This window comes from Thiorhodococcus minor (assembly GCF_010820565.1).
GTDB lineage: Bacteria > Pseudomonadota > Gammaproteobacteria > Chromatiales > Chromatiaceae > Thiorhodococcus > Thiorhodococcus minor.
Genome location: NZ_JAAIJQ010000082.1, coordinates 1 through 24,842, shown reverse-complemented (window position 1 = coordinate 24,842; position 24,842 = coordinate 1). Strand labels below are relative to the sequence as shown.

The following is a 24,842-nucleotide window of genomic DNA, read 5'->3' as shown; positions in this document are numbered from 1 at the left end:
CGATACTGGGCTCGCGGCGCACGATTACCCAGGCGGGAGTCACACCCGCTAGAACACGCGGCCTTGCCAGGCCGCACTGCCCCGATATCTGTCCCACCACGCTCGCCGTCGTTGCGGCGGCAATGCGCGCGCTCGCCGATCAGGCCGAGCAGGTGCAGCCGATCTTCGTCTCGCTCGACCCCGATCGCGACACACCGGAAAGGCTCGGAGACTATGTTCGTTACTTCCACCCGGAGATGATCGGCCTGACGGGCTCGGCCGAGGCGCTCGCCGAGACCGCGGACCGCTACAAGGTTCGCTACGCCTTCGTCGGCAAGGGCGAGCGGGAGCACTACAGCCTCGACCACACGGCGTCCGTCTACGTCATCGACCGCCAGGGCCAGCTCGCCCGCATCATCCCCTACGGACTGCCTCCGGAGGTGATCGTCGACGCCGTGCGCGCCCAGCTGAGCGCGGACGAGGGAGCGCAGACGGCACCCGGGGCAGGATCCTAGTCTTCCGCACCGCCATCTGCTGCCGAAACGAGTGACGCCGGGAGGGTTGACCTCCAGATCAACCCTCCCGGCGCCGATGCCGCTCATGTCCAATGACGGAATTGCGACTTGGAGTGAGACGCGAGACTAGGGACAAGCCCCGCAGTCGCCGCTATCCGCGCAGTCCGGTCCCGCAGTGACGAACTTGAACGCGAAGGTGAAGAGCGGATTGGAGAGCTTGTCCTCGTTCTCCTGACTGTTGACCTTCGGGTTGTCGTTCATCCAGCCGCTCGGGCACATGAGGGTCCCGGTACTGCCAGGCTCGGCGCTCGCGGTGGCCGGGCTCCAGGGATGACGCAGCCCCATGGAGTGTCCCAGCTCGTGCGCCAGGTGGGTCTCGTCGATGCCGCCCCGGGCATTGCCGTCGCTGGTGATGATCTTGGTGCCAGCCGTGCCTGAGCCCCAGGTCGCGCCGCCGCCATGGGCGCTTTCGGGGACGAAGTCATCGATGAAGAAGACCTCGACGCAGTCGTCGTTGTCGACTTCATTCATGAGGTTGGCCTCCTCGGTACTGGTCCAGGAGCCGTTCGTGTCCATCTCCCAGTAGCCAGATTGCCAGACGGTCACCCAATCGTTGACGGTGAAGACGACATCGGCCTTGCTCCACTGGTTTCTGACCTCGGGCATGCCGAAGCTCAGCCCTTCGCCCGTGTAGTCGACGGAGAGGCCATATGGCCAGCCGCCACTCCAGCTCAGCCGGCCGATCCGCACCGGCTGCACACAGAGCCGCTTGGCGACCTCGATCCAATAGATGGCGGGAGCATACTCGAGCTCCAGCTCGAAAGGCTTGGCTTCGATGCGATAGGCGGGGAGATCGAAGTCCGATTCTGCGTCGATGTCGGCTTCGAAGCGCAGGCCCGCTTTGGTGCGCATCACATCCTCGGCCGCGCCCTTGCGCATCTCGTCCTCGCCCACCTTGGCGCGCTCGCTGAGCGCGGATAGCGCCTCATCGAGCGCGATCTCGACATAGAGCGATGCCGACTGAGCCGGGGTTTCGTAGAGGTCGTCGTCCTTTGCGCTGTCCCCAGCCAGGCGCCCGAGCGCGGCCATGTAGCTCGCGTCGACATAGCCGTAGAGCTTCCCGGCCAGACGGCCGCTGGCAGGATCGTATTCGAGATACTGAGACCCGCCCTCGTGCTTGACCGCGAAGCCCAGAACGCCCGTGTCGTCCTGCGACGTCCTGCCCCGAGAGATCTGCGCCTGCGGCACCTTGAAGTACGCCAGGTTGAAGCCCTTGACCTCGACCATCCCGTCCTTCAGGCCCTGCTCGGTCGCCAAGAGATGGAGACTGAGTCGTCCCGAGATCTCCAGCCGCTCGCCATCGACCTCCAGCCAAGAGCGCAGGTCTCTATTCGCGATCAGACGCACGCCCGCCTCGTCGGTCGGCGTCTTCGCGGCGACGTCGATCGGCGAAGGCTCGGCCAGCTTGGATGCCAGACCCGAGCTTGCGTCCAAATTCGCCGCCAGCGCGCCAGAAAGCGACGCGCAGGGCAGTGAGAGCGCCATGGCGCCAGCCCACCAGATCTTCTTCATTGCTTGCTCCTCCGAGAAAGTTCTAAGGCACTCACGCGGCTTGCGTGATGCGGCTCGCCGCTATCCGCATGAGGCGACGAGCACACTTTCATTACAGGAGGTCTGGGGAGCCGAAGGGCGTTAAGAGTGAGCGCCGAATGTGTGATCTATTCACGCTCGGCGAGCTAAGGAAGTGTCCGTCAACTGCCTCCCGCTGTTCTGGTCACGAAGCTCCTGCTTCATGACCTCGGCGACGAAGCTCTGCTTCACGACGCCGAGCACTTCCGGCCCCTGCACCAGGCCGAAAGCAGGGCTTACCCTCAGACTCGCGAAGCTGAGCTTCGTCTCGCGGGTGGCGCAGCTGGAGCTGCGTCACCAGAGACCCAAATCGGGAAACAAGACATGGACAGCTCCTAAGAACACGACCGATCGGGGGCCGAGCTACCCTGGCAGAGGGGCGCGCGAAGCCAGCTTGTGGCCGTCGCGATCGATCCCTCGGGCTGCAACGGACTTCACGGCGCCCAGGGACCGAATTGAGATAGAACGGCCTTCAGCGTCACAGGCACGCGCACAGCGGCAGCATGCCCTCGCAACAGGATCTTCCGGCCGGCCTGCCGCTCACCCGCCGGGTGACTCGGAGAAGACCTGAAAGCAGAACCAAAACAAGGCTTTAAGCCGGCTTCTTGTGGCTGGTAGCTGGTGGCTGGTAGCTGGTGGCTCTTTCTAGAATGAACAGACCTGTCCCATGAAGAGATCAATCCGCAAGAAGCCAGCGCAGTCCCATAGAGGGGGCGCGCGGGGCGTCGCCGAGCGCGTCTTCAAGGTCTTTGTGCTGATCCTCCTATCGACCATCCTCGCCTGGCTGATCTCGACGAACGACCAACGCCTTGGCTACCTGGCCGCACTGGGCCGCACGGATCTCACAGAGCGTCTCGCCGGCCAGGAGCTGATCCTTTCGGGGCCTGGATTCGAGTACAGCCTGATCCGCTTCCCGCCGAAGCCTGTGCCAATGCCACAGGCGCCGCGCCGCGTGCTCGCCGCGGAGCCGGGCAGTCCGCCGGAGCCCGAGCGCATGGACCGGACGACGCCGACAAGCGCGCCGCGCGACCACGCGGACATCGGTCGCCCCTGTCTCGCCCTGCCTGTCCTCCACCCGTCGCGCAAGCAGGCGCATAAGATCTATCGCTGGACGGACGCGAGCGGCAAGGTGATCTTCTCGGACCGCAGACCGGCGGCCGATTCGGCCGACGTCGTCGGCCAGACAGCGGACGGCGGCGTGGGGATGTTCTCGGCGGAGTACAGCTTCGTCGGCCACACCCCAGACCCTGCGTTCAGGCTGGCGCTGGCGGCCAATGTCAACGGGGTCTTTCAGTTTCTGGCCGAGAGCATCGGGGAGCCAGAGCTGGAGCCCCTGCATGTGCGCTTGACCATCATCGAGGGCGCGCAGCGCTTCATCGCCTATCGCGAGACTCAGGCACACAACCTCGCCACCGTCACCGGCTTCTATTCCTTCCTCAGCAATGAGGCGGTCGTCCGCTGGATGGGCGCGGAGACGAGCATGGCGGTCGCGCGCCATGAGATCACCCACCTCGCCCTGGGCAACTGGCTCGGCAATGTGCCCCTCTGGCTCAACGAGGGACTGGCGGAATTCGTCGAGCGGCTGAGCTTTCGGCAGAGCTACGCGACGGCCTCGGCGCCGCTGCTGCAAATGGCCGAGGTGGCAGGACGACTGGAGGCGGGGCGGCTGCCGTCGCTGGGTGATTTCCTGGCGATGAATCGGGACGACTGGAATCGCATCGGAGACGACATCGCCTATGGCTATGCCTGGTCCCTGGCGCATTTCCTCATGGAGCGTCCCGAGCGGCGGCGCCTGATCGGCAGCTACCTCGGCGCCATTGCTGAGCATCGCTGCCGGGGCTTCGACGCCGTCGCAACGCTCGAGGCGACCTACCCGGGTGGGCTGGCCGCGCTCGAGGCGGATTGGTCGAGCTGGCTGCGCAGCGGCGACGCGCGTCCCTTCACCTTCTGAGGCGTCTCGGCACCTGGGTGACAGGAGGCGCCAAAACCTCCCGCCTGAATCAGACGGGGGCCGCCTTGGGCTTCGGCTGCAGAATGCCGGTCTCGCCCTCGCTGCGCCCGATGATCACGGCACCGCAGGAGTCGCTGAAGACGTTCACCGAGGTCCGCATCATGTCGAGGATGCGGTCGACCGCCAGAATGAGTCCGATGCCCTCCAGCGGCAGCCCGATGGCCCCGAGGATGATGGAGATGGCGACCAGACTCGCGGCCGGGATCCCCGCAACGCCAATGGAGGTGAGCAGCGCGAGCATCACGACCAGGAACTGAGTCGCGAAGGTCAGCTCCAGCCCATAGGCCTGGGCGATGAAGAGCGCCGCGACGCACTCGTAGAGGGCCGTTCCGTCCATGTTGACGGTGGCGCCCAAGGGCAGGACGAAGCTGGTCGTGCGATTGGAGACGCCGGCATTCTTCTCCACGCACTCCATGGTGATGGGCAGGGTCGCGGACGAGGAGGCCGTCGAAAAGGCGGTCAGCAAGGCCGAGCCCATGGCCGCATAGTGTCGGCGCGGGCTGACGCCGCCGACGAAGTAGAGCAGCAGCGGCAGCACCACCAGGAAGTGGATCCCCAGGGCCAGCACGACCGTGAAGAAGAAGAGCGCCAAGGGCCCGAAGGCCTCGAGCCCGGTATCCGCGACCGTCTTGGCGACCAGGGCGAAGACGCCGATGGGCGCGAAGAGCATGATGAGATCGGTAATCCGCATCATGATCTCGAACATCCCCTCGAAAAAGCTGCGCTGCGTGCGCCCGTAGGCCTCGGAGATGCGGGTGATGAAGAAGCCGTAGAGCAGGCTGAAGAAGATGAGCCCGAGCATCTGGCCCTGCGCCGCGGCCTCCACCACGTTGACCGGGATCATGCGCAGGAAGACCTCCACCACGTCGCCGCTGTCCTTGCCGCCGACCGTCTCCTCCAGGGCGGCGACGTCCGCATGGAAGCCGAAGACCTCCTTGGGATCCCCATCGACCACGCCTGGCTGGATGAGATTCACCATCAAGAGACCGACCAGGATGGCGAAGAGGCTGGTGGTGGCGTAATAGCCGAGCGTCTTGCCGCCGAGCCGCCCGAGGTTGTCCGACCCGCCGAGCCCGGCCACGCCGACGATGATCGAGGACACGATCAGCGGCACGATGAGCATCTTCAAGGCGTTGAGGAAGAGCTTGCCGACGAACTCAAAGATGGCGTAGAAGCTCACGCCGAAGATGCCGGCCTCGCGACCCACGGCCAGCCCGACCAGGACGGCCAGCACGAGCGCGATGAGGATCTGCCAATGGAGCTTGAGCTTGAAAGGAAACATGGGCGTCTACCAGGGTTTGTCCGCGGATCCGGGTGGTCGCCGGCGCGGCGCACAAATCCACCCAACGTGAGCACCAAGGGTCCGGATGATCTCAGATCGGGCCAGGGCGGGCAAACCAGCGGCTGCGGCACCCTCCCCGCCCGGACGCTCCGCGCTTGGGCCAAAGTGTTCCCCTGGTGACACAGCCGCCGCGCTAGAGACGCCTTCCAGAGCCGCCTCGAAAACACCCTTGCCCGTCCGCGCCGAGGCCGCACGACCTCGAACGGACGCGACGCGGTCCGGCCAAGCAAGCCCAGGTCAGCGCGGCCGCCCCGACTGGCATGATGTCTGCGTTGTCTTTGACCGCCAACAAAGGGCGCCGACTCGGTTCCGAGGCGACTGCGGCTGCCGCGCGACTTGCATGACGCAGACTCCGAAGACGCGCCGAATCACCATTGAAGAGACGGAGGCATCGACCACATGGCCTGGACGAAACCTGCATACGAAGATCTGCGGCTTGGCTTCGAGATCAATCTCTACATCAACAACCGCTGATCGCCCCCAAGCCGACGACCCGGCGACGCCCCTGCTGGACTTCCCGGGTCGTTTTCATCTTCGCCAGCAGCCTTCCCGCCAGCACCACCAATAGAATCAGCCAGTATGCGAATTCATGTTCTGGGCTCCGGGGCCGGCGGCGGCTTCCCGCAGTGGAACTGCAACTGCCCGAACTGCCGAGGACTGCGCGAGGGGCAGATCCAAGCGCGCGCCCGGACACAGTCCTCGATCGCGGTGAGCGCCAACGCCGAGGATTGGGTACTCTTCAACGCCTCTCCGGACATCCGCGCACAGCTGGAATCTTTCCCGGAGCTGCAGCCGGCCCGCCAGGTGCGCGACACCGCCATCCGCGCCATTCTGCTCGTCGACGCCCAGATCGACCACACCACTGGGCTGCTGATGCTGCGCGAGCACACGGCTCCTTGGGATGTCTACTGCACCCAGGCGGTCCATGACGATCTGACCACCAGCTTTCCCATCTTCAATATCCTGTCGCACTTCCGGGGCGTGCACTGGCATGAGGTGCCGACCGATCGGACGCCGTTCGAGATCCTCGGCGCCAGCGGGCTCAGCTTCACCGCCGTGCCGCTCAAGAGCGAGGCGCCGCCCTACTCCCCCCATCGCCACAACAGGGTGCCGGGCGACAACATCGGGGTGCGCGTGTATGACTCGCGCACCGGCGGAACCCTCTTCTACGCACCCGGGCTCGGCCAGATCGACGACGAGGTCTTAGGCTTCATGCGCCAGGCCGACTGCATCCTGGTCGACGGCACGCTCTGGACGGACGACGAGATGATTCGCGGCGGCATCGGGGATAAGCGCGGCCATGAGATGGGGCACCTCGACCAGTCCGGCCAAGGCGGCATCATGGAGACGCTGAGCGCGCTCGAGGGTCCGCGCAAGATCCTCATCCACATCAACAACACCAACCCGATCCTGAACGAGACCTCTCCCGAGCGCCGCACCCTGGAGCAGGCCGGCATCGAGGTCGCCTACGACGGCATGGAGATCGCGCTCTAGCGACCTCGGGTGGACAAGCGCGAGCGGAGTCCGCCAAGCCCCGCTCCGGCGCTGGTGGACTGTGCTGTGCTTGTCCACCCGAGGATCTGCGGCTCCGGAGGATCGCATGAAACGCATCGCACCGAGGAGCAGGCATGGAGAACGACAGACAGCCCTGGACGCGCGCCGAGTTCGAGCAAAAACTGCGCGAGAAAGAGCGCTACTACCACATCCACCACGAGCTGCATCAGCTGATGCACAGCGGGCAGGTGGACAAGCCGGTGATCCAGGGCTGGGTCGCCAACCGCTTCTACTACCAGACCTCCATCCCGCTCAAGGACGCGGCCATCATGGCCAACTGCCCGGATCGCGAGGTACGCCGGCACTGGATCCAGCGCATCATCGACCATGACGGCACCCAAGGGGAGGAAGGCGGCATCGAGGCCTGGCTGCAGCTCGGCGAGGCCGTCGGCCTGACGCGCGAGGCGCTCTGGTCCGACCAGCACCTGCTGCCGGGAGTGAAGTTCGCCGTCGACGCCTATGTCGACTTCGCCCGCCGCCAGCCCTGGGAGGTCGCGGCCAGCTCCTCGCTGACCGAGCTGTTCGCGCCGACCATCCACCAATCCCGGCTGGACGCCTGGCCCGACCACTACCCCTGGATCGAGCCCCAGGGCTATGCCTACTTCCGCAAGCGCCTGAGCGAGGCCCGCCGCGACGTCGAGCACGGGCTGGAGATCGCCCTGGACTTCTACCGCACCCGCGCGCAGCAGGAGCGCATGCTGGAGGTGCTGCAGTTCAAGCTCGACGTCCTCTGGACCATGCTCGACTGCATGTGGATGGCCTACATCGCCAAGCGCCCGCCCTACCACAACGTCGGAGGACGGCCATGAGCGGCCCGATCAGCCCCAGCAGCGTCCCGGCCGTCAGCAAGGGCTTCCGCCTCCAGTGGGAAGAGGCCCAGGGCTGCCATGTCCTGCTCTATCCCGAGGGCATGGTGAAGCTGAACGGCCCCGCCGGCGAGATCCTCAAGCGCTGCGACGGCGCGCGCTCCGCGGCCGAGATCATCCAGGACCTAGAGCGGCAGTTCCCCGGCGCCGAGGATCTCTCGGACGATGTGTACCAATTCCTGAGCACAGCCCATGACAACCAGTGGATCCGATTCGCCGCCTAAGCCGCTCTGGCTGCTCGCCGAGCTGACCTATCGCTGCCCGCTGCAGTGCCCCTACTGCTCCAATCCGCTCGACATGGCCAAGTATTCGGACGAGCTCTCGACCGAGGAGTGGATCCGCGTCTTCCGCGAGGCGCGCGCCATGGGGGCCGTGCAGCTCGGACTCTCCGGCGGCGAGGCCCTGGTGCGCAAGGACCTGGAGGAGCTGATCGCCGAGGCCCACAAGCTCGGCTTCTACATCAACCTGCTCACTTCGGGCGTCGGCATGGACGAGCACCGCATCCGCGCCTTCAAGGAGGCAGGGCTCGACCACATCCAGATCAGCTTCCAGGCCAGCAGCGAGGAGCTGAACAACTTCATCGCCGGCAATGATTCCTTCCGGCACAAGCTGGAGATGGCCCGCCTGGTGAAGCAGTACGACTACCCCATGGTGCTCTGCTTCGTCCTGCACAGGCACAACACGGACGACGTCGCCCAGATCCTCGACATGGCCCATGCGCTCCAGGCCGACTATGTCGAGCTGGCGACCACCCAGTACTACGGCTGGGCCATGCTCAACCGCGACCAGCTGCTGCCGACGCGCGAGCAAGTGCAGCGGGCGGAAGCGCTCGCCCATGACTATCAGGAGAAGCTCAAGGGTCAGATGAAGATCTTCTACGTGGTGCCTGACTATCACGAGGAGCGCCCCAAGGCCTGCATGAGCGGCTGGGGCTCGATCTTCCTCACCGTCGCCCCGGACGGCACCGCCCTGCCCTGTCACGCCGCCGGCTCGCTGCCGGGCTTGAGCTTCCCGAACGTGCGCGACCATGACCTGGCGTGGATCTGGAGCGCGTCGCCGGATTTCAACCGGTTTCGCGGCTACGGCTGGATGAAGGAGCCCTGCCGCTCCTGCGAGGAAAAGACCAAGGACTTCGGCGGCTGCCGCTGCCAGGCCTATCTGCTCACCGGAGACCCGGCCAACGCGGACCCTGTGTGCGCCAAGTCGCCCCACCATGCGGAGCTGCAGCGGCGCGTGGCCCTCGCGAGCGAGCAGACGCCGCCAAGGGAGAGCCCCATCGTCTTCCGCAACATGCGCAACTCCAAGCGGCAGATGGGGGTGCTCGATTCAGGCCCGCCAGCCAACGCGCGAAGGCTATCGGAGGCCTCGACAGACTGAGCCGATCCCAATGCTCAAGCCTCGGGCCTCCAATCCGGGTCGAGGATTTGGTCGATGGTCCAGGGACATTGCTCCGGAAAATCGCTCAGTCCCGCCTCATCAATGGCGTTGGTCTGAGCGTCGCCCCAGGTGTCGCACCACCAATCCGGGGCGTCGAGGCTTTGCTTGAGGCTCGGAGTCCGACGAAGACGGCGTTCGATGCTGTCGCGTCGAGCTCGAATCCTTGCCTCCCAGCTTCGGCTGCGGCGGGCCGGCTGAAACTGCCATTTCAAGAGATGCGCAAGCAGGACGGCCATGCGGCTCGCCAGCTCAGGTTGCTCGCTCTTGCCCACGTCCTCGACCTCCTCGGCCAAATGCTCGATATCGAGCCGGTCGAACTGGCCAGTGCGTAGCAGACGCGCCTGCTCGTTGGCCCAAGCGATGACATCCCGATCGTATCCGGTCTCACGGGTCATGGCTCTGGCTCGTCTCAGTCGATCCTGAACATGGGGCAGAGTGTCAGCATCGTTCGAGGTGGCGGCGAGAACCTACCCCGAGCACCCCGCTCCATCCTATGCTGCAGGAACGGCTCAGGCTGGGAGTGTCGACTTCCAGGTCAACAGGTGTCGGCCTGGCGGCCGACACTCCCAGCCTCACGGGGGTCAATAGGTCAGCAGCTTCGGCAGCTCTTTCGCCTGCGCCACCCAATCCTCGACCTGCGCCTGGGTCGGCGCGCGCGCGGCGAGCTTGAGCGACGCATTGGTCTCGGCCATCTTGGCCTGAAGATTATCCGGCCGGCGTGTCGCCAGCTCTTTCACGGTGTCGACGCCTGCGCGCTCGAGCAGGTCCGAGTAGACGCCGGAGACGCCCTTGATACGTGCCAAGTCGGCGCGGTTGGCAAGCTCCAGGATGTCCCTGGCCGTGCAGCCGCAGGCGCTCGCCAGGGCCTTGCGCTGATTCGGAGCTGCGGCGCCCTCGACCAGCTGATCGTTGTTCTTGATGTCCTTGGCATGGAGTGCCGCAACGATGGTCTCGGTCGCGCCCTTCAGGTCTATGACTGGCGTGGTCATTCGGTTTCTCCTGGCTGTGCTGTCGTTGTCGATCGGGAGATCGGACGCGGCGGCGCAGGGGCCAAGCAAGCCGAGGCCCGCGGCAGGGGCGCCGATCACCGACGGCCAGGATAAACCGAATTGGAGCAGTCAGCAGTCAGCAGTCAGCAGTCAGCAGTCAGCTACCAGCTTCCAGCTACCAGCGGCCAGCGGCCAGCGGCCAGCGGCCAGCGGAGGAAGATCGCACAGTTGCCGGACTTTCTGGGCGGCCAGCCGCTCACCCGCTGGGTGACTCGGAGAAGACCTGTAAGCGGCCCCAAAACAAAGCTTTAAGCTGGCCGCTGGTGGCTAGCACCTCTTTCTAGAATAGGCGAATCAGCCGTCGGCGGTGATGCGGTCGACCAGCTGATCCAGGACCTGCGGAGCGCGATCGTTCTCGACCTGGCAGGTGCCGGCCGCATGATGCCCGCCGCCGCCATAGGCCAGCATCAGCTCGCCGATATTGGTCCTGGAGCTGCGGTCGAAGATGGACTTCCCGGTGGCGAAGACAGTGTTCTGCTGCTTCAGCCCCCAGAGCACATGGATGGAGCTGTTGCACTCAGGGAAGAGGGCGTAGATGACGAAGCGGTTGCCCGCCCAGATGGTCTCCTCACCGCGCAGGTCGAGCACGACGAGATTGCCGTAGACGGTGGCGCAGCGCTGAATCTGCTCCTTGAACTTGGGCTCCTGCTCGAAATAGAGGTCGACGCGCTCCCGGACGTCCGGCAGCGCCAGGATCTCCTCGATACTGTGGTCCTTGCAGTAGTGGATGAGATCCATCATCAGGTTGTAGTTGGAGATGCGGAAGTCGCGGAAGCGCCCGAGCCCAGTGCGCGCGTCCATGAGGAAGTTGAGCAGCACCCAGCCTTCGGGATGCAGCACTTCCTCTTGGGTGAACTGCGCGGAATCGCCCTTGTCGACCGCCGCCATCATCTCGTCCCAGGCCGCCGGGAAGGCATCGTGCCCGCCGTAGTGACGCCAGACGACACGCGCGGCCGAAGGGGCGTCCGGATCGATGATGTGATTGTCCTGCCGCCCAACCCGCAGGGTCTCGGAGGAGTGGTGATCGAAGGCCAGGTGGACGCCATCCACATAAGGGAGGTTGGTGGTGATGTCCTTGTCGGAAATCTCGATCAGACCGTCTTGCATGTCCTTGGGGTGGACGAACTTGATGTCCTCGATGAGATCGAGGTGCTTGAGCAGGACGGCGCACACCAGGCCGTCGAAATCGCTGCGCGTGACGAGACGAAACTTCTGCTCTGGCATCATTGGCCTCCGGCCGGGCTGGCGCTGTTTAGCATCCGGTGATCATACTGAGCCGCTTTTCGTGAAACTACCGAGGCCGTGCGAGTCTGTGACCCGGTGCTCAGGCTTGCTTGCGATGGCAAGCAAGGCCGCTCCGGCCCGAGGTTTGCGGAAACCCGTGAAACACAACCACCAAAGGCCCATCATGTCCGTCGATCCCGCCGTCAGACAGCGCTTCCAACGTCTGCGCTGGACCATCTACGCCATCCTCGTGCTGGCCTACATGATGGTCTTCTTCCACCGCATGGCACCCGGCGTGGTGTCCGCGGAGCTCATGGCCAGCTTCCAGACCAGCGGCGCCGCGCTCGGCTCCCTGGCGGCCATGTACTACTACATCTACACCGCGATGCAGATCCCCTCGGGCGTCCTCGCGGACACCCTAGGGTCGAGGATCAGCGTCACCGTCGGCTGCCTGGTCGCCGGTCTCGGCTCCATCCTCTTCGGGATGGCCGAGACCTTCGAGACGGCCTCGATCGGGCGCTTCCTGGTCGGCCTGGGCGTCTCCGTGGTCTTCGTCGGCCTCATGCGCTCCAACACCCAGTGGTTCAGCGAGCGCTACTACGGCGCCATCAGCGGGCTGACGCTCCTGCTCGGCAACGTCGGCTCCATCCTCGCCGCCGGCCCGCTGGCGCTGGTCCTGAAGACGACCTCCTGGCGCAGCGTCTTCGTCGGCATCGGACTGCTGTCGCTGGCCGTCGCTGTGATCACCGCCATCGTCGTGCGCAGCAAGCCGCAGGATGCCGGCCTGCCATCGGTCCAGGAGCTCGACGGGCTGCCCCCGCACCCGCCGCGCGAGCATCACTGGCTGCGCGAGCTGCGCGGCGTCATGACCACGCCGACGGTCTGGCCGAGCTTTTTCGTCATGTTCGGCGTCACCGGCAGCCTCTTCGCCTTCGCCGGGCTCTGGGGCGTCCCCCTGATGCGCGACGGCTTCGGGCTGGACCGCACCCAGGCCTCGCTCTACACCACGGCCGCGCTCGCCGGATTCGCCGTCGGCTGCCTCGCGCTGGGCTATCTGTCCGACCACATCGGACGGCGCAAGGCGGTCATGGTCGGCGCCAGCGCCGTCTCCGTCGCCGTGTGGCTCGGGCTCATCCTCCTGCCCTGGGGGCCAGGCTGGACCGGGCTGATGCTCTATGCCTTGCTCGGGCTGGCGGCCGGAGGCTTCGTCGTCGGCTACGCCGCCGCCAAAGAGGTGGTCCGGCCAGGGGTTGCCGGCATGGCGATCGCCTTGGTCAACACCGGACTCTTCCTCGGCGCCGCCATCATGCAGCCGGCCTTCGGCTGGAGCATGGATCTGACCTGGGATGGGACCATGACTGGGGACGTCCGCCTCTACGCCTTGAGCGACTTCCGCAATGGGCTCTGGCTCTCCGCCGGCTTCGCGCTCATCGGCCTGATCGGGGCACTCTTCGTGCGGGAGACAGGCTGCCGAAACCTGACCCTGGGGGCACCGACAGAAGCATGATCTTCGGGGAAGCCGCCAACCACCAGCGGCCAGCTTTCCGCCTTTCGCGCTCACGTAGCATGCAACACGTAGGGTGGACAAGCGCAGCGCAGTCCACCAGCGCCGGCGCGGGATTCGGTGGACTTCGCTTAGGAGACTGTGAAGAAATTCTGCGTAGGTTGGGCTGAGGTACGAAGCCCAACATGGCGGCTAGCCTAACGCTTTGATTGTTGGGCCTTCTGCGTCGGCCCAACCTACACCAATCTGCGATCTTCGCGGTGCGCTTGGATGACTCTCACAGTCTCTTAGGCTCGTCCACCCTACGACACTCGTCCGCCCTCGGCCACACTGGACGCCCGCTTTGGGAGCCGGACAGCACGACCATGGCAATAGAGGAGAGATCGACATGCCGCGTTTGACTCAGGATGCCTTTTTGCCAAGGCAACAGCATTCGCCTCGCAAGGGCGCGACGGGACTGAGCGCCCTCCTGGTGCTGACAGCAGTCGTGGCACTACCGAGCGCCGCCGAGGACTCCTTTCTCGGCGGCTTGAAGGAGCGTGCCGCCAAGGCGGCCGAAAAGGCCGGAGAAACGGCCGGCCAAGCCGCCCACACCATGGGCGATGTCACGAGCAAGGCCATTGATTCCGCCCAGACCTCGCTGGAAGAGGCCGAGCAGGATCTGCGTGACGAGAGCACGCCCGAAGCAACACGCGCGAAGCTGGACGCGATGGCCGAGACTGCCATTCAGGAGCTGCAGGAGCAGAAGCCCCAGGTCGCACCTCTGATCGAGTCCAGCGTCGGCTATGCCGTCTTCGACACCCGACAGGTCAGCTACGGCGTCTCCGGCGGCTATGGCCGCGGCGTCGCCATCGACTTGAGCACGGGCGCGCGCACCTATATGAAGATGGGCAGCGTCGGCGTCGGGATGAGCTTCGGCATCGGTGGCTTCGACACCCGTATCGTCATCCTCTTCAAGGATGCATTTACCTTCAACAAGCTCATCACCCAGGGCATCGACGCCTCCGCCGAGGCCGGCACCATGGTCAAGGATGACCGGCAGGAGCTCGCGCTGCGCTTCGACGAGGGTCGCGCGGTCTTCGTCCTCACCAAGCAAGGCTGGAAGGTCTCGGCCAAGCTCTCGGGCGCCAAGTACTGGCCGGACGACGCCTTGAACTGACCAAACGTAAGAAGCCCAGCCTGACAAGGCGCCAGGCTGGGCTTCCGAAGGCGTGGCATCCGCCTGCCAGGGCGATGCCTTAGCGGTTTGCGCTACTCCTTCGCCTCGGACTCGCCTTCCGCTGCTTCGGATTCCCCGGCGTCTTCCGCGTCCTCGTCGGCGTCGTCGGCGTCGGCGTCGTCGGCGTCGTCATCCTTCATGCCCATGGCGCCCTTGACCTGATCCGTCGCCATCTCCGAGCCCTTGTCGACCGCCTTCTCTTTCATGGAATCCATCATTGCCCCCTCGGCCATGCCGCTGAGCCCTTCGGCGAAGGCCGTGCCGGCAAGCAGGAAGAAGGCGGCGAAAAAGGTGAGGGTCTTGCAGCTGGTCAGGATACGCATAAATCTTTCCTCGTCCGAGTGATGGAGACTGGATCGAATGGGAGCTGCAGGCTCGAGCATCAACAGATCGTCACCGCTCGCGACCGCCCCCCTTCCCGATACCCGCATTTTCCATGAGGCCAATCAATGCACCCACTGCACGGGCCGTCGCAATACGAGCACATTTCGACGCGGATGCCAACCCGCGCCGCTTGCGCCGCTCAGTAGCGGTAGGCCGACTCGATGCGCCCGCGCGTGAGCACGCCATAGATGTGGTTGATGCCGGGCGCGATGGGACGCTGGACGTAGAGCGCGTCCGCGCCCTTCGATTTGAGGATGTCGAGGGCCTCCTGCAGCGTCGCCTGCAGATGCACGGAGGCCAGCTCGAGGCGGTCCGCGGGGATGTCGAGCAAGTCGATCTCCTCGGCCTCCTTGGCCTGCGACAGATAGGTCGCGATGGCGATGCCCGGGATGAGATAGGCCGGAGCATCGTTCTTGTCGACGATGACCCAGTCGGGAGAGGCATTGATGATCTGCTCGGCCTTCTCACGGGTGAGCACCGGCTGCTGGCGCACGAAATTGGTGTTCATGGCGCTGCCGACGCCGCTGCGGCGGAGCGCCTCGATGATGGGGTTGGCGCGGTAGTCCAGTCCGTTGGCGCGCAGCATGGTGAGAAAGAGGGAGTCCTTGCCGAAGCCCTGACGGCAGGTCATGGCGGCTAGGATGATGGTGAGCATGCCCGGCATGATGACCCCCGGGCTGTGCGACAGCTCGACGACGGCGGTCAAGGCCGCGAGTGGGGCCTGCAGACTGGCCCCCATCATGGCGCCCATGCCCAGCAAGGCGTAGAAGCGCGCATGGGTCGCGTCGATCTCGATGAAGTGGCCGGCGATGGTGCTGGTGAGGCTGCCGACGATGGCCCCCATGAAGAGCGCCGGCCCAATGGTGCCGCCCGGGATCCCCAGGCCCACGCTGGTGGAGGTCGCGAACAGCTTGGCCCCGAGCAGAATGAGCAGGAAGGTCCAGGGCAATTGCTCGAGCAGCAGACTGCGCTGGGTGTCATAGCCGAGCCCCATCACCTCGGGAGCCAGCACGCCGGCGATGCCCGCCGCAACACCCGCGATGCAGACGCGCCAGAAGAAGCTGATGCCCTTGCTGAGGCTGGCGATGGTCTGGAGCGACTGCACGTAGGCGGCCGACACCGCCCCGGCGAGCAAGCCGAGCAGCAGCACAGGCAGCAGGTCCGCCAGCGAGGTCATCACGAAGGGTGGGACTTGAAATGCCGGAGAACTGCCGAAGACGGCGACCGACACGGCATTGGCGCTGACGGCGGCCAGGATGATGGGGACGAAGGCCGAGATGCTGTACTGCAGCGCCAGCACCTCCAGCGCGAAGATCACGCCCGCCAGCGGCGTGTTGAAGGAGGCCGCGATGCCGGCCGCCGTCCCACAGGCGGCCATGGTGCGGATGCTGTTGTTGGGTAGCGTCAGGACTTGCCCCAGCAGACTGCCGCTGGCCGCGCCCAGATAGACATGCGGCCCCTCGCGCCCCACCGAGTGTCCGCTGATGATGGCGATCGCCGCCCCGAGGAACTGCAGCATGAAGCCGCGCCAGGTCATATGGCCCTGGTGGTACTCCATCCGCTCCATGACGCGGGCGACGCCGAGCACGAAGATCCCCTTGGCGAACCGTAGGAAAAGCAGCCCGATGATGAGTGCGCCCAGGATGGGAAGCAGCAGTCGTCCCAGGACCGGCAGCGCCTCGTAGTTCTCGCCGTGCTCCGGCAGCATGGCTGCTTGCGAGCCCTCAACCACCAGCCGAAAGGCGACGATCACGGAGCCGGCGATCAGCCCGGTGATCAGCCCGATGGCCGCGTGCCACAGCAGCGCGTCCGGGCGGGAGAGTCGGAGCCGCAGGGGCTCCAGGGACAATCTCAGACGCGGCAGACGGGGCTTCGTGGTCGGCATGTCCCCATTCTTGCGTCAGAGTCGGCGGGCTGACAACTCGCCGGCAAGCCCGCTCGGCTCACCCGAGGCGCCGACGCAGCGCATCCGTCTCCTGCATCAGGGCTTCCATCATCGCCGGCTCCCAGATCAGATGACCGGCGTCCGCGAGGACCCGCAGCTTGGAGCTGGGAAGGGCCTGATGCAGGCGCCAGGCGCCCTCCAGGGGACAGACGAGATCGCGCTGCCCCTGGACCAAGGTCACGGGCAGCGACGGCAGCTCGGACAGATCTCCCAGGACGCCGTCCCCGTCGAGGAAATAGCGGTGCCGCGCGTAGTGGGTCTCGATGCGCGCCTTGGCCAGAAGGCCCGCCCGCCGCCCTTCGACCTGGCCGCGCGGCCCCAGCCGAGCCGGCCCGAGCGGCTGCGGCCCTGTCCAGGTGACGACGCGCTCACCCCAAGCCGACCACCTGTAGGCCGCAAGCACAGCCGCCGCGGAGTCCTGACCGTGCATGCGCGCGTCGTAGGTCTCGATGAGCGCCGCCCAATCCGCGCTTTCCCCGTGAGCGCTGAAGGCGGCCCAGTCCTCCGGGAAGAGTCGCGCAGCACCCTCGGCGCCAAAGAACCAGGCAAGGTCGGTCGCGCGCGCGAGAAAGACGCCCCGCAGCACCATGCCCAAGACGCGATCGACGTGTGATCGGGCATAAGCCAAGGCCAGGGTCGCCCCCCAAGAGCCGCCGAACAGCAGCCAGCGCTCGATCCCCAGCATCTCCCGCACGGCCTCCAGGTCCGCGACGAGGTCCGGCGTTCGGTTCGCCGCTGTCTCGCCGAGCGGCGTCGACCGCCCGGAGCCGCGCTGATCGACCAGCACCACGCGGTAGCTCGCGGGGTCGAACAAGCGGCGATGCGCCGGGCTGCAGCCTGATCCTGGGCCGCCGTGGAGAAAGACGACCGGCAGGCCGCTGGGATGCCCGCACTCCTCGACGTAGACACGGTGGCCATGATCGCGCGCGACCTGGTGCACGCGGAACGGCGCGATGGGTGGGTGGAGTCCTGTCATCAGGGCATCGAGACCTTCGGTTCAGGGAAAGCCGCCAAGGACGGGATCAAGCAGGTCTGGTCTGATGCGAGGGCGGCTCGACCGCCAGGTCCAGGCGCGCGCGCTTGGCACCCATTGGCCTGTCTCCCAGCGAGTGTCCCGCCTCTGACACATCACTGACAGCCCAGGTACAGCGGGTGTGTGGCTGGTGCCGATCACGCAAGGCGAGCGCTAGAGGCGCGTCTCGGCCGACAGCAATCAAGGGCACGTCGGGGCCCCCGCAGCCCCCCTGGAGGCGATGGCAGCGCGACCGTCGCGAGCACCGGACCCCGCCCGAAATCCCGAGTGGCATAGCCATTGCTGCGACCCATGCCGCTGACCCTGGTGATGTGGTGAGCAGGTGTCAAGCAAACACTATCGCCGAGGGTGCGGGTGCGCTCGGCCGGGCTCCGACCCACGGCTGTCGACCTTCGCCACGATGGACGACGGCGGTGCCGAGCGCCAGCACCTCGCCCCTCAGACGAAATCGTCCACCGAGGAGGCTCTTACAACAATGCCACAGCCCAAGCACCAGCTCATAGCCCTATGCGCCTCGGCCGCGCTCGCGGCCAGCACCACTGGCTTCGCCAACAGCGAGCTCATCGAGATGCAAGGCGACCCAAGCTCCTGGGTCATGCCGAATGGCGACTATGCGAGCACCCGCTTCAGCGCGCTCGACCAAATCGATACAAGCAACGTCAAGGATCTGCAAGTCGCCTGGACCTTCTCCACCGGCGTGCTGCGCGGACACGAAGGCGGACCGCTGGTCATCGGCGACGTCATGTACATCCACACGCCCTTCCCCAATAAGGTCTTCGCCCTCGACCTAAACAACGACGGCAAGATCCTCTGGAAGTACGAGCCGCGCCAGGACACCAGCGTCATCCCGGTGATGTGCTGCGACACCGTCAACCGCGGCGTGGCCTACGGGAACGGCAAGATCTTCCTCTACCAGGCCGACACGACGCTGGTGGCGCTCGACGCCAAGACCGGCGAAAAGCTCTGGTCCGCCGTCAACGGGGATCCCTCCAAGGGCGGGACCGGCACCTCGGCGCCCATGGTCGTGAAGGACAAGGTCTATGTCGGCATCAGCGGCGGCGAGTTCGGTGTCCGCGGCTACTTGACCGCCTATGACACAGACTCTGGCAAACAGGTCTGGCGCGCCTATTCGATGGGTCCGGACGCCGATACCCTGCTCGACCCCGAGAACACCACCCATCTCGGCAAGCCGGTTGGTAAGGACTCGGGCACCGCGACCTGGGAAGGCGATCAGTGGAAGATCGGCGGCGGCACCACCTGGGGCTGGTACTCCTACGATCCGGACCTGAACCTCGTCTACTACGGCTCCGGCAACCCTAGCACCTGGAATCCGGCGCAGCGCCCGGGCGACAACCGCTGGTCCATGACCATCTTCGCGCGCGACGCCGATACCGGCGTCGCCAAGTGGATCTATCAGATGACGCCTCACGACGAGTGGGACTACGACGGCGTCAACGAGATGATCCTGGTCGATGCGCCCTTCCCGCCAAAGGACGAGCCGGAGGCGAGCAGTGTCGCCGCCGTCACCACCGCCGAGACCGGCTTCAAGATGCGCTCGCTGCTGCCGGGCCGCAAGGACGCCGAGGAAGCGGCGGCTCCCGAGCCGGCCCCTGCCGCCGAGCCGGCCAACGTCCGCAAACTGCTCGTCCACATGGACCGCAACGGCTTTGCCTACACCCTCGACCGCGTGACCGGTGAGCTGCTGCTGGCCGAGAAGTACGACCCAGCCGTCAACTGGGCGACCCATGTCGACATGGAGACCGGCCGTCCGCAGGTCGTCTCCGAGTACTCCACCGACCAGAACGGCGAGGACGTGAACACCACCGGCGTCTGCCCCGCGGCACTGGGCACCAAGGACCAGCAGCCGGCCGCCTACTCGCCGCGCACCGGCCTCTTCTACGTGCCGACCAACCACGTCTGCATGGACTATGAGCCCTTCCAAGTCTCCTACACCGCCGGCCAGCCCTATGTCGGCGCAACCCTGACCATGTACCCCGCGCCCGGCGGCGACCACCTCGGCAACTTCATCGCCTGGGACGCCGGCAAGGGCGAGATCGTCTGGTCGAACCCCGAGCCCTTCTCGGTCTGGAGCGGCGCCCTGGCGACCGCAGGCGACGTGGTCTTCTACGGCACCCTGGAAGGCTACCTCAAGGCCGTCGACGCCAAGTCGGGCGAGGAGCTGTACAGGTTCAAGACCCCGTCCGGGATCATCGGCAACGTCAACACCTACACCCACAAGGGCAAGCAGTACGTCGCCGTGCTCTCGGGTCTGGGCGGCTGGGCCGGCATCGGCATGGCCGCCGGCCTGACCGATCCCACGGCGGGTCTGGGCGCGGTCGGCGCCTACTCCTCACTGAGCGACTACACCCAGCTCGGCGGACAGCTCACGGTCTTCACCCTCCCCGAGAGCTGATCTCCGTGCCCCGGCGCAATGCCGGGGCCTCTCCAGCGCCGCCGCTCCGTCCGCGGGCCGGCGCGGCGCGTCGCGCCAGCCCCAGTCAGTACGACGCTTACAAGCCGGCATAACCATAGGCACCAGACGCAGAGAACCACCATGAGAAGCGCACGACTCTCCCCGCTCAAGGCAGCCGGCCTCGTCGCCCTGGCGAGCCTGACCGGCGCCGTCTCGGCCACCGAATCCAAGGGCTACCTGAGTTTTCAGTTCTCGCCCGAAACGCCCTATTACGTCGAGGACGGCAAGGTCGACTTCGGCACCTACAACGGCTTCCGCCGCTACCACTCGGAGTGTCACGTCTGCCACGGCCCAGCCGGCATGGGCAGCTCCTATGCGCCAGCCCTGATGAAATCCATGCAGGTGCTGGACTTCGACCAGTTCGTGGAAGTGGTGGTGCGCGGACGCAAGGGGCTCAACCAGCAGGTCATGCCCTCCTTCGCATCCAACATGAACGTCTTGCCCCACATGAACGACATCTACGCCTATCTCAAGGCGCGCTCGGACGGCGTCGTCGGCGTCGCCAGACCGGACAAATTCCCCAAGGTCCGCAAAGATGCCCAAGCCTCGGCCAATTAGGCGAGCCCTCGGTGGATCCCTCGGCCTGGCGGCCCTGCTGCTCGTGGCCAGCCAGGCTCAGGCGGCCACGCAAGACCACGAGGCACGCAGCAGCGACTACCTCACTGTCTGCGCTGACCCCAACAACCTGCCCTTGTCGAACGACCAGGAGGCGGGGTACGAGAACCGGATCGCCCAGCTCATCGGGGCCGAGCTGGGCCGCCCCTTGCATTACCGATGGTGGCCCCAGACCATCGGCTTCGTCCGCAACACGCTGCGCGTGCGCCTGTGCGATCTGATCACGGGCATCACCTCGGTCAGCGAGCTGGTTCAGAACACCAACCCCTACTACCGCTCCGTCTACACCCTGGCCTATCGCGCCGACTCAGGCCTGAAGCTCGACACCCTGCGCGCTGACGATCCGGCGCTTCAGGGGCTGCGCATCGGCGTCGTCGCCGGCACCCCGCCCGTGAGCCTCCTGACCCGCTTCGGTCTGCTCGGTCAGATCCGCTCCTACGAGCGCAGCGTCGACACCAGGCGCTACTCGCCGGCACGGGATGCCATCGCCGACGTCGCCGCCGGGGAGACAGACCTCGCCATCGTCTGGGGACCCATCGCCGGCTACTACGGGCCACGCCAAGCCGTGCCGCTCGAGGTCGTCCCCCTGCCCGCCGAGATCGACGGCGTCCCCTTGGCCTTCAACGTCTCCATGGGCCTTAGGCACCGCGAATCCGCATGGAAGCACCAGCTCAACGCCATCCTCGAGCGGCTGGCGCCCGAGATCGAGCGGACTCTGCTGAGCTACGGCGTCCCGCTCCTCGATCAGCGCGACCAGCTCATCCAGCCCTGACCTTGGGCAAGGCCCTTCGATGAGACCGCGCCCCTGGCAGTTTGCCTTCGCGCTGATCTGCATCCAGCTGGCACTCGTCGAAGCCGATCCAGCCCGCGCAGCCGACCGGCAGACGACCGCGCTCTTCGACGACCAAGGCTATCGGCTCGACGACTTCCTCGCGCCCGTACCTGCCACCGCACCTGGTGCCATCACCCTGACCACACCAGAGGCGCGGGCCATGCACCAGGCAGGCGATGCAATCTTCATCGACGTCCGCCCCGCCCCCGCGCGCCCCAGCGGCCTGCCGGCCGGAACACTCTGGCTGCCGCCAGCCCGCCAAAGTATCCCAGGCGCCGTCTGGCTGCCCAATATCGGCTTCGGACGCCTCTCCGACCAGCTCGACGCCTATCTTCGCAGCGCCCTCGAACGACTGACGACCAGCGACCCGAGCCACCCCATGGTCCTCTACTGCCGCGCCGACTGCTGGATGTCCTGGAACGCCGCCAAGCGGATCGCGGCCCTCGGCTACACGGCCGTCTACTGGTACCCGAACGGCACCACGGGCTGGAGCCGGGCCGGACTCCGGCTCGAGCCGATCCAGCCCGAGCCGCTAGATTCCTCGCGAGCAAGATAGCCTTACGCATGAGCCACGCCTTGCGCGGGGGCTTCTGGGACAAGAAGCCGCTACCTCAGCGCCCCGCGCGGCGCCACGACTAGCGCCTCTACCAGGTCCAAGGGCTGACGCCGCTCTTGGGACGCGCCCGAGCCACGGCGATCTAGATCGCCCTACCGCAAGCCGCACAACCTACCCACAGCTTCCAGGAACGCGTCCTTCTCGCCCTGTCCGGCATTCGAGGACTCAGGCAAACCGGACGGATAGAGGATGCTGGGACGCTAGCCTTGCCCCCTATTCACCGACCCTTTACGCCACGAATTAGGCCTGCCATGCATGTCATCCTTGCTAAACTCAAGTCCCGGTCCTGATTACCGAGGAATCAGTCATGGCCCTGGCCGAGGAAGACATCGCCTTCATCAAACAGCATCTCGGAGAATGGCTGGCCGAGCAGAGCCTCGGCAAACCACCCGCGGTCTACGAGATCGAGCTGCGCGAGCGGATGGTCCGCGTCGAAGAGGAATTGAAGCACCAGCGCGAGCTGATGCGACAGGGCTTCGAGGCGATGGCGAAGCGCTTCGAGCAAGTCGACAAACGTTTCGAGCAGGTCGATAAGCGGTTCGAGCAGGTCGACAAGCGGTTCGATGAAATGCTCAAGCGACACGACCATCAATTTCTCTGGCTCGTCGGCTTCATCGCCACCAGCGCCGGCCTGCTCGTCGCGGCCATGCGCTTCCTGTTGTAGCGCACCGCCTCCGCGCCTCTCCGAGCGACGGCCCCTATTGCGATGCGCTGTCCGTCGCTCGCCAGCAAGCCAGGGCACTTTGTGCGGCCGACCAGATCGCCCCATGGTCCTTGATCGGTCTTGCTATACTCGAGGCACCTCGCTACACCTGACATCCATACTCTGGATTTTGATATGTCCTCCGTCGTCGAGCTCTACGAAGCCCTGGCAAGCGCCCCCGACGACCGCGCCCGCGCGCGCGTCATCGCGGAGGCGTTCGAGCGGCTCGAGGAGCGCTATCCGCACCTTCATGATCTTGCGACCCAGCGACATGTGCGTGAGAGCGAGCTTAGGCTGCAGCACGAGATCGAGCAGGTTCGCGCGAACCTGGCCCTGCAGATCGAGCAGCTGCGTGGCGAAGTACAGCAGCAGATCGAGCAGCTACGCGGCGAAGTACATCAGGAGATCGAGCAGCTGCGTGGCGAAGTACAACAGCAGATCGAGCAACTGCGTGGCGAAGTACATCAGGAGATCGAGCAGCTGCGTGGCGAAGTACATCAGGAGATCGAGCAGCTGCGTGGCGAAGTACAACAGCAGATCGAGCTGCTACGCGGCGAAGTACATCAGGAGATCGAGCAACTGCGCGGCGAGGTGCGGCAGCAGGTCGAGCGACTGCGCGGCGAGGTCAAGACCGAAATCGAGCGCAGCCGCAACAGCCTTCTAGCCTGGCTCGTCCCGCTGATGTTTGCCCAGGTCGGCGCCATCGCCGCGCTGGTGAAACTGCTAGCATGAGGCCGCGCCCGTGGGCACCGGCCGCCGATGAACGCAACCCTGCGTGGCTCGGCCTTTGGGCGGAAGAGTCAAAGCGCGGAGAATGGACGATTGAGCGCCTCCCTCAAAGAGCGGCTGCGAGCATCTAAACCGATTTCCCCGCCTGTCACCTCCTGGACATCCATCCGAGCTCCCGACGCGCTCCCTTACCGGTTCGCCTCAAGAGAAATTCACCACCCTCGTTGGCGATTAACCGCGTCATTCACCGAATAGACCCGGATTTCTAACGCCATCGACAATCGCGATGACGCGATTGCAGCGCCCCAACAACGGCGAATGCCAACTCGACTTTGGCCGTTTTAAGCCTCATCGGAAGGGCCAAGAGGAGCCCTGAGCGATGGAGACAGACTCAGTGGATTTGGCGGCAGAGGACTGCGGGCGGTATCGTCTCGGTCTGATGTCGACCAAGACCCCAAACTTACCCACGGACGTTCCCTTTGCCTGCCTGTTCACTCGCCCGACTTGGGCGCAGGCTCAATTGCTGCTGAAGGGAGCCCGGAGGCCGTGCATCTCAGGCTCTACTCGACCCGCTGCCAGTCGGCCTGCAACAGATTGCGCGCTTGGCTGTCGAAGACGAGGCCCAGCTCGAAGAGCCCGCGCTGGGGCTAGTCGCGGTACTTTGCGCTGTAGCCGCGCGCCTGGATCTGGGCGAGCGCGGGGTTGGGACCGGCCACCGCCGCGCCGTCAGCGTCCGGCGCGACGGTGCCCCGGCGCAGCTTGATCTCGATGACGTAGACGAAGCCTTCGAGCTTGATGGTGAGGTCGACCTGGCCGTGGTTGGAGATGTCCTCGGGGACCATCTCGGCGTTGAGGCAGCTAGCGAAGAAGGCGCAGTAGAGTCCGCGAAACAGCGCTTCACTTCCCTCGAACAACTCTTTGAGGGTGTCGAGAAAGAGGCTCTTGCCGAAGCGGAGCGGACGCGAGAGGAAATAGTATTTGCCGCTGCTCGCCAGCGCCCAGGCGAGCTCGGTCTTATCGATGTAGACATAGCCCTCCTCGATGATCTGGCGGAAGGTCTGCAGGCAATGCCATGGACTTAGCGCCTAAAGCTATGATTATGTTACAATAATGCGTCTTCACAGGAACCTTGTAGGAGCATGCCGATGAAGCGTTGCAACGCTATCAGTCTCAACACCGAAGA

Annotated in this window: 24 protein-coding genes; 15 read left to right on the top strand and 9 right to left on the bottom strand. The window is 65.5% G+C overall.

Annotated features, from left to right (window positions below; genetic code table 11):
* A partial coding sequence (locus G3446_RS20840; RefSeq protein WP_164454903.1) for an SCO family protein occupies window positions 1–494 on the top strand: 494 nt, incomplete at its 5' end.
* 126 nt (window positions 495–620) lie between these two features.
* On the opposite strand, the gene G3446_RS20835 is transcribed toward G3446_RS20840, so the two are convergent.
* Window positions 621–2,066, bottom strand: coding sequence for a zinc metalloprotease (locus G3446_RS20835; RefSeq protein ID WP_164454901.1), 1,446 nt, complete (start codon window positions 2,064–2,066; stop codon window positions 621–623).
* Window positions 2,067–2,790: 724 nt separating this feature from the next.
* Between G3446_RS20835 and G3446_RS20830 the strand changes: the two genes are divergently transcribed.
* Window positions 2,791–4,074: a DUF1570 domain-containing protein gene (locus G3446_RS20830; protein ID WP_164454898.1), complete on the top strand. Its 1,284-nt coding sequence runs from the start codon at window positions 2,791–2,793 to the stop codon at window positions 4,072–4,074.
* A 49-nt stretch (window positions 4,075–4,123) separates the two neighbouring features.
* On the opposite strand, the gene G3446_RS20825 is transcribed toward G3446_RS20830, so the two are convergent.
* Window positions 4,124–5,416, bottom strand: a complete 1,293-nt coding sequence (locus G3446_RS20825) for a dicarboxylate/amino acid:cation symporter (protein WP_164454896.1) — start codon at window positions 5,414–5,416, stop codon at window positions 4,124–4,126.
* 459 nt (window positions 5,417–5,875) lie between these two features.
* Between G3446_RS20825 and pqqA the strand changes: the two genes are divergently transcribed.
* From pqqA to pqqE, 5 genes are all read left to right on the top strand, one after another.
* Window positions 5,876–5,950, top strand: a complete 75-nt coding sequence (gene pqqA, locus G3446_RS20820) for a pyrroloquinoline quinone precursor peptide PqqA (RefSeq protein ID WP_164454909.1) — start codon at window positions 5,876–5,878, stop codon at window positions 5,948–5,950.
* Between the two features lie 105 nt (window positions 5,951–6,055).
* On the top strand, window positions 6,056–6,970 hold the full coding sequence (gene pqqB / locus G3446_RS20815; protein ID WP_164454894.1) for a pyrroloquinoline quinone biosynthesis protein PqqB: 915 nt from the start codon (window positions 6,056–6,058) through the stop codon (window positions 6,968–6,970).
* Window positions 6,971–7,104: 134 nt separating this feature from the next.
* Window positions 7,105–7,839, top strand: a complete 735-nt coding sequence (gene pqqC, locus G3446_RS20810; RefSeq protein WP_164454892.1) for a pyrroloquinoline-quinone synthase PqqC — start codon at window positions 7,105–7,107, stop codon at window positions 7,837–7,839.
* Window positions 7,836–8,120 carry a pyrroloquinoline quinone biosynthesis peptide chaperone PqqD gene (pqqD, locus tag G3446_RS20805; RefSeq protein WP_164454890.1) on the top strand — a complete coding sequence of 95 codons (285 nt, stop codon included), beginning with the start codon at window positions 7,836–7,838 and terminating at the stop codon, window positions 8,118–8,120. Before pqqC ends, pqqD begins: the two co-directional genes overlap by 4 nt.
* Entirely contained in the window at window positions 8,089–9,273 is a 1,185-nt protein-coding gene (gene pqqE / locus G3446_RS20800; RefSeq protein ID WP_164454888.1) for a pyrroloquinoline quinone biosynthesis protein PqqE, read from the top strand. The genes pqqD and pqqE overlap by 32 nt, the downstream gene beginning before the upstream one ends.
* 14 nt (window positions 9,274–9,287) lie before the next feature.
* On the opposite strand, the gene G3446_RS20795 is transcribed toward pqqE, so the two are convergent.
* The 3 genes from G3446_RS20795 to G3446_RS20785 form a co-directional block, all read right to left on the bottom strand.
* Window positions 9,288–9,728, bottom strand: a complete 441-nt coding sequence (locus G3446_RS20795) for a DUF29 domain-containing protein (protein WP_164454886.1) — start codon at window positions 9,726–9,728, stop codon at window positions 9,288–9,290.
* A gap of 186 nt (window positions 9,729–9,914) precedes the next feature.
* Window positions 9,915–10,322 (bottom strand): DUF4332 domain-containing protein, encoded by a 408-nt coding sequence (locus G3446_RS20790; protein ID WP_164454884.1) that lies wholly within the window; start codon window positions 10,320–10,322, stop codon window positions 9,915–9,917.
* Between the two features lie 354 nt (window positions 10,323–10,676).
* On the bottom strand, window positions 10,677–11,606 hold the full coding sequence (locus G3446_RS20785; RefSeq protein ID WP_164454882.1) for an exopolyphosphatase: 930 nt from the start codon (window positions 11,604–11,606) through the stop codon (window positions 10,677–10,679).
* 184 nt (window positions 11,607–11,790) lie between these two features.
* Between G3446_RS20785 and G3446_RS20780 the strand changes: the two genes are divergently transcribed.
* Both G3446_RS20780 and G3446_RS20775 read left to right on the top strand, forming a co-directional pair.
* Window positions 11,791–13,113, top strand: coding sequence for an MFS transporter (locus G3446_RS20780; RefSeq protein WP_164454881.1), 1,323 nt, complete (start codon window positions 11,791–11,793; stop codon window positions 13,111–13,113).
* 385 nt (window positions 13,114–13,498) lie between these two features.
* Window positions 13,499–14,269 carry a lipid-binding SYLF domain-containing protein gene (locus G3446_RS20775; protein WP_245232639.1) on the top strand — a complete coding sequence of 257 codons (771 nt, stop codon included), beginning with the start codon at window positions 13,499–13,501 and terminating at the stop codon, window positions 14,267–14,269.
* Window positions 14,270–14,361: 92 nt separating this feature from the next.
* On the opposite strand, the gene G3446_RS20770 is transcribed toward G3446_RS20775, so the two are convergent.
* The 3 genes from G3446_RS20770 to pip all read right to left on the bottom strand — a co-directional run bounded on the left by G3446_RS20770 (window position 14,362) and on the right by pip (window position 17,634).
* A complete protein-coding gene (locus G3446_RS20770) occupies window positions 14,362–14,652 on the bottom strand; it encodes a hypothetical protein (protein ID WP_164454878.1) in 291 nt (96 codons plus the stop codon).
* A gap of 200 nt (window positions 14,653–14,852) precedes the next feature.
* On the bottom strand, window positions 14,853–16,598 hold the full coding sequence (locus G3446_RS20765; protein ID WP_164454877.1) for a chloride channel protein: 1,746 nt from the start codon (window positions 16,596–16,598) through the stop codon (window positions 14,853–14,855).
* A 58-nt stretch (window positions 16,599–16,656) separates the two neighbouring features.
* Window positions 16,657–17,634, bottom strand: coding sequence for a prolyl aminopeptidase (gene pip / locus G3446_RS20760; RefSeq protein WP_164454875.1), 978 nt, complete (start codon window positions 17,632–17,634; stop codon window positions 16,657–16,659).
* A gap of 532 nt (window positions 17,635–18,166) precedes the next feature.
* Between pip and G3446_RS20755 the strand changes: the two genes are divergently transcribed.
* The 6 genes from G3446_RS20755 (at window position 18,167) to G3446_RS20730 (ending at window position 23,662) form a co-directional block, all read left to right on the top strand.
* Window positions 18,167–20,104: a methanol/ethanol family PQQ-dependent dehydrogenase gene (locus G3446_RS20755; protein WP_164454873.1), complete on the top strand. Its 1,938-nt coding sequence runs from the start codon at window positions 18,167–18,169 to the stop codon at window positions 20,102–20,104.
* 141 nt (window positions 20,105–20,245) lie between these two features.
* Window positions 20,246–20,722, top strand: a complete 477-nt coding sequence (locus tag G3446_RS20750) for a cytochrome c family protein (protein ID WP_164454871.1) — start codon at window positions 20,246–20,248, stop codon at window positions 20,720–20,722.
* Window positions 20,700–21,551, top strand: coding sequence for a quinoprotein dehydrogenase-associated putative ABC transporter substrate-binding protein (locus G3446_RS20745; RefSeq protein WP_164454869.1), 852 nt, complete (start codon window positions 20,700–20,702; stop codon window positions 21,549–21,551). Before G3446_RS20750 ends, G3446_RS20745 begins: the two co-directional genes overlap by 23 nt.
* Window positions 21,552–21,570: 19 nt before the next feature.
* A complete protein-coding gene (locus G3446_RS20740; protein WP_164454868.1) occupies window positions 21,571–22,167 on the top strand; it encodes a PQQ-dependent catabolism-associated CXXCW motif protein in 597 nt (198 codons plus the stop codon).
* Window positions 22,168–22,534: 367 nt separating this feature from the next.
* Entirely contained in the window at window positions 22,535–22,891 is a 357-nt protein-coding gene (locus G3446_RS20735) for a hypothetical protein (protein WP_164454866.1), read from the top strand.
* A 174-nt stretch (window positions 22,892–23,065) separates the two neighbouring features.
* Complete coding sequence (locus tag G3446_RS20730; RefSeq protein WP_164454864.1) at window positions 23,066–23,662, top strand: DUF1640 domain-containing protein; 597 nt, start codon at window positions 23,066–23,068, stop codon at window positions 23,660–23,662.
* A gap of 644 nt (window positions 23,663–24,306) precedes the next feature.
* On the opposite strand, the gene G3446_RS28775 is transcribed toward G3446_RS20730, so the two are convergent.
* The gene (locus G3446_RS28775) at window positions 24,307–24,723 is read right to left on the bottom strand and encodes an AAA family ATPase (protein WP_164454905.1); all 417 of its coding nucleotides are present in this window, start codon (window positions 24,721–24,723) and stop codon (window positions 24,307–24,309) included.
* Window positions 24,724–24,842: the final 119 nt, after the last annotated feature.

Excerpts from the sequence above, each read along its gene's own strand:
- G3446_RS20835 (WP_164454901.1), bottom strand. The coding sequence starts at position 2,066 with ATGAAGAAGATCTGGTGGGCTGGCGCCATGGCGCTCTCACTGCCCTGC.
- G3446_RS20830 (WP_164454898.1), top strand. The coding sequence starts at position 2,791 with ATGAAGAGATCAATCCGCAAGAAGCCAGCGCAGTCCCATAGAGGGGGC.
- G3446_RS20825 (WP_164454896.1), bottom strand. The coding sequence starts at position 5,416 with ATGTTTCCTTTCAAGCTCAAGCTCCATTGGCAGATCCTCATCGCGCTC.
- pqqB (WP_164454894.1), top strand. The coding sequence starts at position 6,056 with ATGCGAATTCATGTTCTGGGCTCCGGGGCCGGCGGCGGCTTCCCGCAG.
- pqqC (WP_164454892.1), top strand. The coding sequence starts at position 7,105 with ATGGAGAACGACAGACAGCCCTGGACGCGCGCCGAGTTCGAGCAAAAA.
- pqqD (WP_164454890.1), top strand. The coding sequence starts at position 7,836 with ATGAGCGGCCCGATCAGCCCCAGCAGCGTCCCGGCCGTCAGCAAGGGC.
- pqqE (WP_164454888.1), top strand. The coding sequence starts at position 8,089 with ATGACAACCAGTGGATCCGATTCGCCGCCTAAGCCGCTCTGGCTGCTC.
- G3446_RS20795 (WP_164454886.1), bottom strand. The coding sequence starts at position 9,728 with ATGACCCGTGAGACCGGATACGATCGGGATGTCATCGCTTGGGCCAAC.
- G3446_RS20790 (WP_164454884.1), bottom strand. The coding sequence starts at position 10,322 with ATGACCACGCCAGTCATAGACCTGAAGGGCGCGACCGAGACCATCGTT.
- G3446_RS20785 (WP_164454882.1), bottom strand. The coding sequence starts at position 11,606 with ATGCCAGAGCAGAAGTTTCGTCTCGTCACGCGCAGCGATTTCGACGGC.
- G3446_RS20780 (WP_164454881.1), top strand. The coding sequence starts at position 11,791 with ATGTCCGTCGATCCCGCCGTCAGACAGCGCTTCCAACGTCTGCGCTGG.
- G3446_RS20775 (WP_245232639.1), top strand. The coding sequence starts at position 13,499 with ATGCCGCGTTTGACTCAGGATGCCTTTTTGCCAAGGCAACAGCATTCG.
- G3446_RS20770 (WP_164454878.1), bottom strand. The coding sequence starts at position 14,652 with ATGCGTATCCTGACCAGCTGCAAGACCCTCACCTTTTTCGCCGCCTTC.
- G3446_RS20765 (WP_164454877.1), bottom strand. The coding sequence starts at position 16,598 with ATGCCGACCACGAAGCCCCGTCTGCCGCGTCTGAGATTGTCCCTGGAG.
- pip (WP_164454875.1), bottom strand. The coding sequence starts at position 17,634 with ATGACAGGACTCCACCCACCCATCGCGCCGTTCCGCGTGCACCAGGTC.
- G3446_RS20755 (WP_164454873.1), top strand. The coding sequence starts at position 18,167 with ATGCCACAGCCCAAGCACCAGCTCATAGCCCTATGCGCCTCGGCCGCG.
- G3446_RS20750 (WP_164454871.1), top strand. The coding sequence starts at position 20,246 with ATGAGAAGCGCACGACTCTCCCCGCTCAAGGCAGCCGGCCTCGTCGCC.
- G3446_RS20745 (WP_164454869.1), top strand. The coding sequence starts at position 20,700 with ATGCCCAAGCCTCGGCCAATTAGGCGAGCCCTCGGTGGATCCCTCGGC.
- G3446_RS20740 (WP_164454868.1), top strand. The coding sequence starts at position 21,571 with ATGAGACCGCGCCCCTGGCAGTTTGCCTTCGCGCTGATCTGCATCCAG.
- G3446_RS20735 (WP_164454866.1), top strand. The coding sequence starts at position 22,535 with ATGGCCCTGGCCGAGGAAGACATCGCCTTCATCAAACAGCATCTCGGA.
- G3446_RS20730 (WP_164454864.1), top strand. The coding sequence starts at position 23,066 with ATGTCCTCCGTCGTCGAGCTCTACGAAGCCCTGGCAAGCGCCCCCGAC.